Raw genomic sequence first — 8,100 nt, forward strand, 5'->3', positions numbered from 1 at the left:
TCGCGGTTTCCCCCTTGCGTTTCACTACGGTTGTCGTTACTAACTCCGGTTATCTCCTCTCAGATAACAAGTTTTAACCCATGCCGGGCACACTAAGGCGCAATAACCATCGGGCATTGCGCAGTATGTGCAACCTTGACATCTGGTACAATGCGTTACACTATTGCACCCTACCAGCCAAATTAAACATGACTTTGGCGGTTCTTCTTGCCATATTATTGATACTGTCTACAGCTTGCCTTCATGGTATGTTTGGTTTAGATGAGAATTCTTTTTGAATCATTCTTAACTGGCTAAACTATATGCGCCAAGAGAGTATGTTTCCCTGTTACGCGACGAAAAGGAATGATGTTCCTATAGCACATGCTTCCTAATGGTATTGAAATGTAAAGTCCTGTATGGGATCGAATATAAATCCAGTCAAAATTAGTTCACTCCAGTGATAGAGGATGATTTGGCATTTAATTCATTTTCTCTGTCTTAACTACCATGTCTACAATTACCATTGTCGGTGGCGGCCCCGCGGGGTTAATGGCTGCGGAAGTTTTAAGTCAAGCAGGCTTAGAAGTTCACCTTTATGATGCAATGCCTTCGGTCGGGCGCAAATTTTTATTGGCAGGAATAGGGGGTTTGAATCTGACTCATGCTGAACCTTTTAACGATTTTGTTTTGCGTTACGGCAGTAGGCAGCCAGAGATAGAATCGTTACTGCATCATTTTACGCCACAAATGGTAAGGGACTGGGCTCGTGATTTGGGTATTGAAACTTTTGTGGGTTCATCCCGACGCGTATTTCCGCTAGAAATGAAAGCTGCTCCTCTATTAAGGGCCTGGTTACGCCGTTTGCGGTCTGCTGGTGTAACTTTTCATACCCGCCACCGTTGGTGCGGTTGGGAGGCAAATCATGCATTGAAGTTTTCAACGCCTGACGGTGAAAAATCAGTTCATGCTGATGCTGTGGTTTTAGCATTAGGCGGGGGTAGCTGGGCAAAATTAGGCTCCGACGGAGCATGGGTGCCATTATTGGCAGAACAAAGTGTAGCGATCGCCCCATTACAGCCTGCCAATTGCGGTTTTGATATACTGTGGAGTGAGTATTTTCGTGGTCGTTTTGCCGCGCAGCCGTTGAAATCGGTGACACTATCTTTTACGGATGCTACCGGGAAAAGTTATCAAAAACTGGGAGAATTAATGATCACCGCTACTGGTGTAGAAGGCAGTTTAATTTATGCTTTATCCGCGCCGTTACGTGACACAATTAATGCTTGTGGTTCGGTGACTGTTTATCTTGACCTTGCACCTGACAAAGACTTGCCCTGTTTGATTAAAGAGTTAGCAAAACCGCGCGGCTCCAAGTCTATGGTTAATCATTTGCGTAGTCGGATTGGGATTGAGGGAGCGAAAGCAGGACTGTTGCGGGAATATTTGTCTGCTATAGAGTTTGCTAATCCAGAGCTGCTGGCTGCTGCAATTAAGGCTGTGCCGATGAAATTAATGGCTACTCGCCCGATAGATGAAGCGATTAGTACCGCAGGCGGAGTTTGTTTTGAATCGCTGGATGCTCAATTAATGTTAAAAACTATTTCAGGCGTGTTTTGCGCAGGAGAAATGCTTGACTGGGAAGCTCCGACCGGTGGTTATTTACTCACTGCTGCTTTGGCCAGTGGTCGTGCAGCAGGATTGGGAGCTTTAACCTGGCTGCAAACTGGAAAAAAACTTTCGTCAGTCAAATTTGAGACCTGCTTTTAGTGAATGACATTGAAGAAATTATCCAAGCATTAGTTGAGTTTCGTGATGAGCGGGATTGGGCGCAATTTCATAACCCGAAAGATCTCGCCTTGGCGCTGAATATTGAGGCTGGTGAGCTTCTGGAGGCATTTCTCTGGAAACCTTCTGAGCAAGCAGACATCAACAAGGTGAAGGAGGAGCTTGCCGATGTTTTCGCGTTTGCTTTTCTACTGGCTGAAAAATACGAGTTCGATGTTAAACAAATCCTGCTGAAGAAGATTGAAAAGAACGCGCTGAAGTACCCTGTCGCAAAATCCAGAGGGGTCGCAAAAAAATACACGGAGTTATAGGTCTTATACGTTCCAGCTCAATGGTCATTTTGCTGCTAACCGCCATAATGAGGTGAGTTCTGCTGCACGAGCAGCGTGCAGCGGATCACTGGTATCCGCGACACGTTTATGGTATGGCTTGACATCTGATTTACTCAGAACCCTCAGGCCCGCTGCGTCAATGGCAGCAAGTAATTCAGCACGAGTGCGCAACCCAAGGTGTTCGGCAAAATCAGAAAGAATCAGCCAGCCCTCGCCTTCAGATGCAAGATGCAGGCTGAGTCCATGTAAAAACCCCCACAACATTCGACTACCCGGGTCGAATATCGCATGCTCAAGCGATGAGCTGGGTCGCGCAGGAATCCATGGTGGATTGCACACGATCAGCGAGGCTTGTCCTTCGGGAAAGAGGTTGGTTTGCACCAGATCAACTTGGGTTGTTATGCCCAGTTGGGTCAAATTCTCGTGCGCGCAGTTAATGGCACGTGCATCCAGATCGGTCGCAACGATGTGCTGGAAGCCCCGGTGAGCCAGCACGGCGGCCAGTATGCCTGTTCCAGTGCCGATATCGAACGCAACAGACTGTGCCGTGACATGCCTGGGTAAGGGGGTGTTCATGACCAAATCCACATACTCGCTTCGAATGGGTGCGAATACACCGTAATGCGGATAAATACGGCCACCTAATGCTGGCAACGCTATGCCCTTTTTACGCCACTCAAAGGCCCCGATCAGTCCCTGTAATTCACAAAGTGATGCGATATAAGCTTCTGTCCGCGGACCATACGCTTCAAAACACTGGAAGCGTACATCGGGCGCGCGGCGTAAAGGAATGCTGTGATCTGCATTGAAAGGAATCAACAGGCTGCCCAAAATGCGGGCACGTTGGGATTGAGTCTGGCGGTACCGATGAAAGAGTTCGGTAGTTGACGAAATTGTTTTGTGTGCGGGTCGTTTTTTATCTACTCGCCTTGCCAATGCCTGCAGTAATTGGCGTGCGTTTTGGAAATCACCCTTCCACAGTAGTGCAGTTCCTTCGCAAACCAAGCGGTAAGCCGCATCTGCAGTCATGCGGTCATCGATCACCCGCACAAGCCTGGGCGCAGGCATTCCCTTTTCTGAATACCAGCGAGCAGATCGTTCAATACCAGCTTCGTTCCAGCTAATGACAGGATAATCGCTCATAGTGATAGACGAGTTAGTCGCGATTGGGTAGGAGCGATCAAGCAATAGGCATATAAGTGCATGGCGGAATACAGCGATCAGCAAGTAATATGGAAAAGTCCGATGGTGTGGCCTTTAGCCTTGTTCCACTGGTGAATGGCCTCGGGAGTGGGAGAGAGATCAACGCGGACCCCCTCTTTCTGGAAATACTCTGCTGCCTCTTTAGAGAGCGTTACATTGCCATCGTGGCCTGAGCCAATGATAAGCCGTTCAGCTCCCTTCTCGAATATATGCTCAGCCTCTTCAAGCGAGATGATATGAGATGTGCCGAACACTGCCTTGGATAGTTTTTTCTTTCTCTTCTTGATCTTACCTGAAAGCCTGATGAGAACATCGTGCTCGATATCAGCCCCATCAATAGTGATGGAGCTAAATTTAGTACCGTCAATTCTAGGATTCATGAGGGTGCTCCTGAGGGATACTCCGCTATTCTATAGGCGGCGGCGTTGTGCAATGATATCGCTACACATTTCGCTCATAAGTGATGTTCGGATCCAGCATTCGTTTCTATAGTCTTCGAGCCTTTTATATCTCGCCAGCATTGAACTGTTGCCTCCTCTCAAGCGATCTGAGAGGCTCGACGAGATACTAAATAATCTACTACTTTTAATATAGCACACTAATGGAGATGATTTTTGATAGTCAGGCCCGATCTGTCACGTATCCACGAATGGTGGCGTTGAAGCTGAAGCTTAGTTTTCTCTTTCTGGCATGTTGAAGGCATTGGTGAGTAGCGATACTAGCTCAAACCAGCCAGTTGATCTGACTGGGTACTATCATTAGGGATGTACATGGACTGGATTCCATAAAGATTCCCTAAACGCTATATCGAAACAGCTTCCTTCGCTGACCTGATGCAAATCAACCATTTGATTAGCTCACGTGTAATTCGTTGAACCTTATTATCAAAAAATAGAAACTTGTGGATTCCGTGTTTGCACGATGGCCAGGGATAAAAACAATAATAGTGCAAAGAGAGAAAAAGTGAGCGAATTTATGGAATTTAAAGAATTTTGATGCCCGCAAGAATGCGCATGAATCCGCGCAAAATCGTGAGAGTAGGCACAAAAAAACAACCGGATGGCAGGGTTGGTCTTTGTTGATGGGGGAGATTAGGAGAGGTTCACTGGTACGCAAATTTACTAATAAGTGCGGAAAGTAGAGGGCTCCTTGAGATTAATGACTATAGTTGCAAGGTAAATATCGATTTATTGCACTTTTTGGCCAACGAAATATTCAACAGATGAGAAACAAGCTTAGTTTTGAAGAATTAATAAATCTGTTCATCCAAAACATGTTTTTGCGGTTAATGCGGCAAAGCCATCAAATTAGGTCTTCATCGCGGAACTGCTGCTGGATCGCTAATACTTTATCGAGATTGTTGATCAATGCATTGACGCAATCGCGGTCCAGTTTGGCATTCGACATTTTCTGCAAGACCGCAAAGGCTTCATCATTCGTCCACGCTGCCTTGTACACGCGGCGCGATGTCAATGCATCAAACACATCCGCAACAGCGCTGATGCGTGCTTCAATTGGAATTTGATTGCCTTTCAAACCCTTGGGATAGCCACTGCCATCCATTGCTTCATGATGATATTCCGCAATATTGCGCAAAATATCGACATGACCAAACGTACCTAAACTGAAGTCTTTCAGCACGGCATCAATAATTTCGCGCCCTTTTTCTGGATGTGTTTTCATGATATCGAATTCATGATCGTTAAGACGACCGGGTTTACGCAGAATGTTATCCGGAATGCCAATCTTACCCACATCATGCATCGGTGAAAACAGAAAAATATGCTCAATCTGCTCATCCGTAATATCATAATCATAATTGCTGGCCAGCTCGTGAGCGATCAGGCGTGCGTAGTGCGCGGTGCGATCGATGTGCGAGCCGGTCTCCAAGTCACGGTAATGCGTCATACTGCGCGCTGCGCGTACTGCGGCAATGAGCGTGCGGATTGCCGTTAGTTCATTGATCACCATCAGTGCGATTAAATGCCCATAAATATCGATCTGACGCAATGATTGCGATGTAAAAGGATGTTCCTGCTGCGAGTTAAAGAACAAAAAGCCGATAAAGGTTCTGCTTTGATACAGCGGCATGGTGTAACTCGATTTGTACCCTTTGGCAGCGATGCGTTTGGTATGCTCATGTGTGCCTTGGGAAAAAATATTGAGATCCTGTACCAAACGAGGACGGCGTTGCTCAATGATGGCATGTAATGAAGGCGCTAAGCTGAGTGGTGCTTCATATGTTGTTACTGGGCTATCATTTTCTTCAGTGCTGTGCGTATAAGTTTTGAGAATTTGCGTTTTTTCATCAAATAGTGCGATTGCGAAACGATCAAGGAATGGAAAATCCTGGCGAATGATTTGATGCAAGAAACGCAGTTTTTCCGTTAGTGGAATATTTTCGTGCAAATTTGCTAAAGTATCCTGATGCATAAAAAGATCTTTTTGCTGTTGCATAGAATTTATGATAAGGAAGATTTTTAGGTTGACGTGCTCAACATTCTAAACTATTTACCATGCAACCTATACGCCGGATTTGGAACTATGCCGCATTAACACTGGGGCAGCATATATTGCTGTACTAGGTTTCGACTCATAAAATAGACGGTATGCACGCCGGCCATTTTCTGGCGGGATTTGAATAAAGTTTAATACATTACCTTTTGACAAACAGCGATGCATTTTTCACAGCAGCTTTAATCGTGAGACTATGCAGTTACGGGAACACTGGTAGGCGCAGGTCTATTGTTGCTGAATTGAAGCATAAAGGGTGTTCAATAAATGCAGGCCGACATCGTCTTTGATGTAGAACGCGTATGCTTAAGTAATCAGAAGCTGCTCAAATCAGCGTAATTCACTTGCTACGAGGCTTGATACTGTCGGCCTTAGTCGATTGCTTCAATTGTTTGCTAAATCTCACAGCACTACACTTTATCTCCTGGAATTCAGCTCCAATGTTGCAATAATAGAATCCCTGTAATCACATCCCATTTCTCAATCAAAACTGACTCTGTCGGCTTCGCCTTGTCGTATTATTGATACTCGTCTGCGACTAGCATCATTTTTGAGTTGAAAATGGAATTAGATAGCGTGGTGTTGGAACAGGTTTTGACTATATGAAAGACGATATTCTTTTTTAGTGGACACCTGATTTTTTAGACTAAACGGAGAACTGAAATGAAAAAAATAAATGCATGGCTTAATAAATTGTTAGGCATAGGCAAAGGGGTGGATGTGGAGAGACTCGCTGGCAATAAAGACAGTTTCGACCGAACTCGCTCTATGGAAGGTAACAAAGAATATATAAACCCAAACGCAATAAGAACTGAAATAAAAAAAATAGATGCATGGCTTAATAAATTGTTAGGTATTGGGGAAGGAGGGGATGTAGAGAGATTTATTGGTAATAAAGACAGTTTCGACCGGACTCGCTCTATGGAAGATTACAAAGAAAATATAAACCCAAACGCAATAAGAGCTGAAGTAAAAAAAATAGATGCATGGCTTAAAAAATTTTTAAATATTGGAAAGGGGAAGGATGTGGAGGGGCTTGCTGGCAATAAAGACAGTTTCGACCGAACTCGCTCTATGGAAGGTAACAAAGAATATATAAACCCAAATGCAATAAGAACTGAAATAAAAAAAATAGATGCATGGCTTAATAAATTTTTAGGTATTGGGAAGGGAGAGGATGTGGAGAGATTTGTATGCACTAAAGAAGGTTATGACTGGACAGGTCGACCGCTAAGTAGCTACCAAACATATATTGATGCAAATGCAATAAAAGAAGGTGCGTCAATTATCATAGATCACAACAAAAAGACAATTAGATTTATGATGCTTAAATCATAAGATTAAAACTACCGGCTGTTCATGATTCGATAATTAAGAGAATTAGAAAATAAAGGTGGCTGATTATCGACTATTCATGCCAAAGGCAATGTTTTAAGCAGCCTTCAAGCATTAGGCCGAAAGAAGTAGGGGGATAAAAACAAAACAACCGATCGTAATCAGCTGGAGAGCAACGAGCAGTGCATCAAGGCATTGATGGAAGCCAGCAAGCTGCGCATTCGTGAAAAGGCCCGCTATTCTCACTCTCAGCCGTTACTAAATATTTGTCAGATTCAAGACCGAATTGATCTTTCTGCCACCTTATGCACCCAATCTCAATCTGATTGAGCGCTATTGGCGATTCTTCAAAAAAGAAATTCTGTATGGTAAGTGCTATCAAACTTTTGCCTTGTTCAAGCAGGCTTGCGATGATTTCTTTGCTGCTTCCAACTATTATAAGGAAGCGCTACGCTCCTTGTTGACCGATAATTTTCAGATTATCGATTACGCTTGAGTGCCGAAATTTGAAGTGCGGCTAGTATACCTGTTTTGTAGTTAGCAATAATCGCCGTTTTCTGTTTTTTGTATAGCACTGCAATTTCAAAAAAAGGCTTTGCATCTGTTTCTGCTATTTGGCTATATTTAAACCGTTTTTTCCTTCTCAACTGATAATCTGCACAATACTTTTAAAACTTTAGTGCTGAGAAGAAATATGATGCGCGATAATAAGTATATCTTTACTAAGCAATTTATGCACTGGAGATTCAGTACACCCATGCAGACGGGAGCCTGCTAAAAAACATCGAAAATATATTCTGAGGCGATTATTTAAAAGAACCTCCGAGCTTGCCCGGAGGTAAGGAGTAGGTTTATTAACGTGAGTTCGACATAAGAAAAGCTGTAAAAGAAACCTGAATTCCTTATGATGAAATGGTTTTGCAAAAGAATTTCATCATGAGAGGAGTCA

The 8,100-nt window shown here is 44.0% G+C and carries 7 protein-coding genes; 4 read left to right on the plus strand and 3 right to left on the minus strand.

Going from position 1 to position 8,100, the window contains the following annotated elements; translation table 11 throughout:
* Positions 1 to 489 precede the first annotated feature (489 nt).
* Together BM283_RS16480 and BM283_RS16485 are read left to right on the plus strand one after the other, a co-directional pair.
* Positions 490 to 1,749: a TIGR03862 family flavoprotein gene (locus tag BM283_RS16480; RefSeq protein ID WP_090695061.1), complete on the plus strand. Its 1,260-nt coding sequence runs from the start codon at positions 490 to 492 to the stop codon at positions 1,747 to 1,749.
* On the plus strand, positions 1,749 to 2,078 hold the full coding sequence (locus BM283_RS16485) for a nucleotide pyrophosphohydrolase (protein ID WP_090695064.1): 330 nt from the start codon (positions 1,749 to 1,751) through the stop codon (positions 2,076 to 2,078). Before BM283_RS16480 ends, BM283_RS16485 begins: the two co-directional genes overlap by 1 nt.
* Before the next feature lie 24 nt (positions 2,079 to 2,102).
* On the opposite strand, the gene BM283_RS16490 is transcribed toward BM283_RS16485, so the two are convergent.
* The 3 genes from BM283_RS16490 to BM283_RS16500 all read right to left on the minus strand — a co-directional run bounded on the left by BM283_RS16490 (position 2,103) and on the right by BM283_RS16500 (position 5,759).
* Complete coding sequence (locus tag BM283_RS16490) at positions 2,103 to 3,242, minus strand: methyltransferase (RefSeq protein WP_090695075.1); 1,140 nt, start codon at positions 3,240 to 3,242, stop codon at positions 2,103 to 2,105.
* 77 nt (positions 3,243 to 3,319) lie between these two features.
* Positions 3,320 to 3,682 carry an MTH938/NDUFAF3 family protein gene (locus BM283_RS16495; RefSeq protein ID WP_090695065.1) on the minus strand — a complete coding sequence of 121 codons (363 nt, stop codon included), beginning with the start codon at positions 3,680 to 3,682 and terminating at the stop codon, positions 3,320 to 3,322.
* A gap of 922 nt (positions 3,683 to 4,604) precedes the next feature.
* Positions 4,605 to 5,759: an HD domain-containing phosphohydrolase gene (locus BM283_RS16500; RefSeq protein ID WP_090695068.1), complete on the minus strand. Its 1,155-nt coding sequence runs from the start codon at positions 5,757 to 5,759 to the stop codon at positions 4,605 to 4,607.
* 720 nt (positions 5,760 to 6,479) lie between these two features.
* On the opposite strand from BM283_RS16500, the gene BM283_RS16505 reads away from it, so the two are divergent.
* Positions 6,480 to 7,154: a hypothetical protein gene (locus BM283_RS16505; RefSeq protein ID WP_090695069.1), complete on the plus strand. Its 675-nt coding sequence runs from the start codon at positions 6,480 to 6,482 to the stop codon at positions 7,152 to 7,154.
* Positions 7,155 to 7,437: 283 nt separating this feature from the next.
* Complete coding sequence (locus tag BM283_RS16510) at positions 7,438 to 7,647, plus strand: transposase (RefSeq protein WP_175492201.1); 210 nt, start codon at positions 7,438 to 7,440, stop codon at positions 7,645 to 7,647.
* The last annotated feature ends 453 nt before the right edge of the window (positions 7,648 to 8,100 follow it).

This window comes from Nitrosomonas sp. Nm34 (assembly GCF_900113925.1).
In the GTDB taxonomy this organism is placed as follows: Bacteria; Pseudomonadota; Gammaproteobacteria; order Burkholderiales; family Nitrosomonadaceae; genus Nitrosomonas.

Excerpts from the sequence above, each read along its gene's own strand:
- BM283_RS16480 (WP_090695061.1), top strand. The coding sequence starts at position 490 with ATGTCTACAATTACCATTGTCGGTGGCGGCCCCGCGGGGTTAATGGCT.
- BM283_RS16490 (WP_090695075.1), bottom strand. The coding sequence starts at position 3,242 with ATGAGCGATTATCCTGTCATTAGCTGGAACGAAGCTGGTATTGAACGA.
- BM283_RS16495 (WP_090695065.1), bottom strand. The coding sequence starts at position 3,682 with ATGAATCCTAGAATTGACGGTACTAAATTTAGCTCCATCACTATTGAT.
- BM283_RS16500 (WP_090695068.1), bottom strand. The coding sequence starts at position 5,759 with ATGCAACAGCAAAAAGATCTTTTTATGCATCAGGATACTTTAGCAAAT.
- BM283_RS16505 (WP_090695069.1), top strand. The coding sequence starts at position 6,480 with ATGAAAAAAATAAATGCATGGCTTAATAAATTGTTAGGCATAGGCAAA.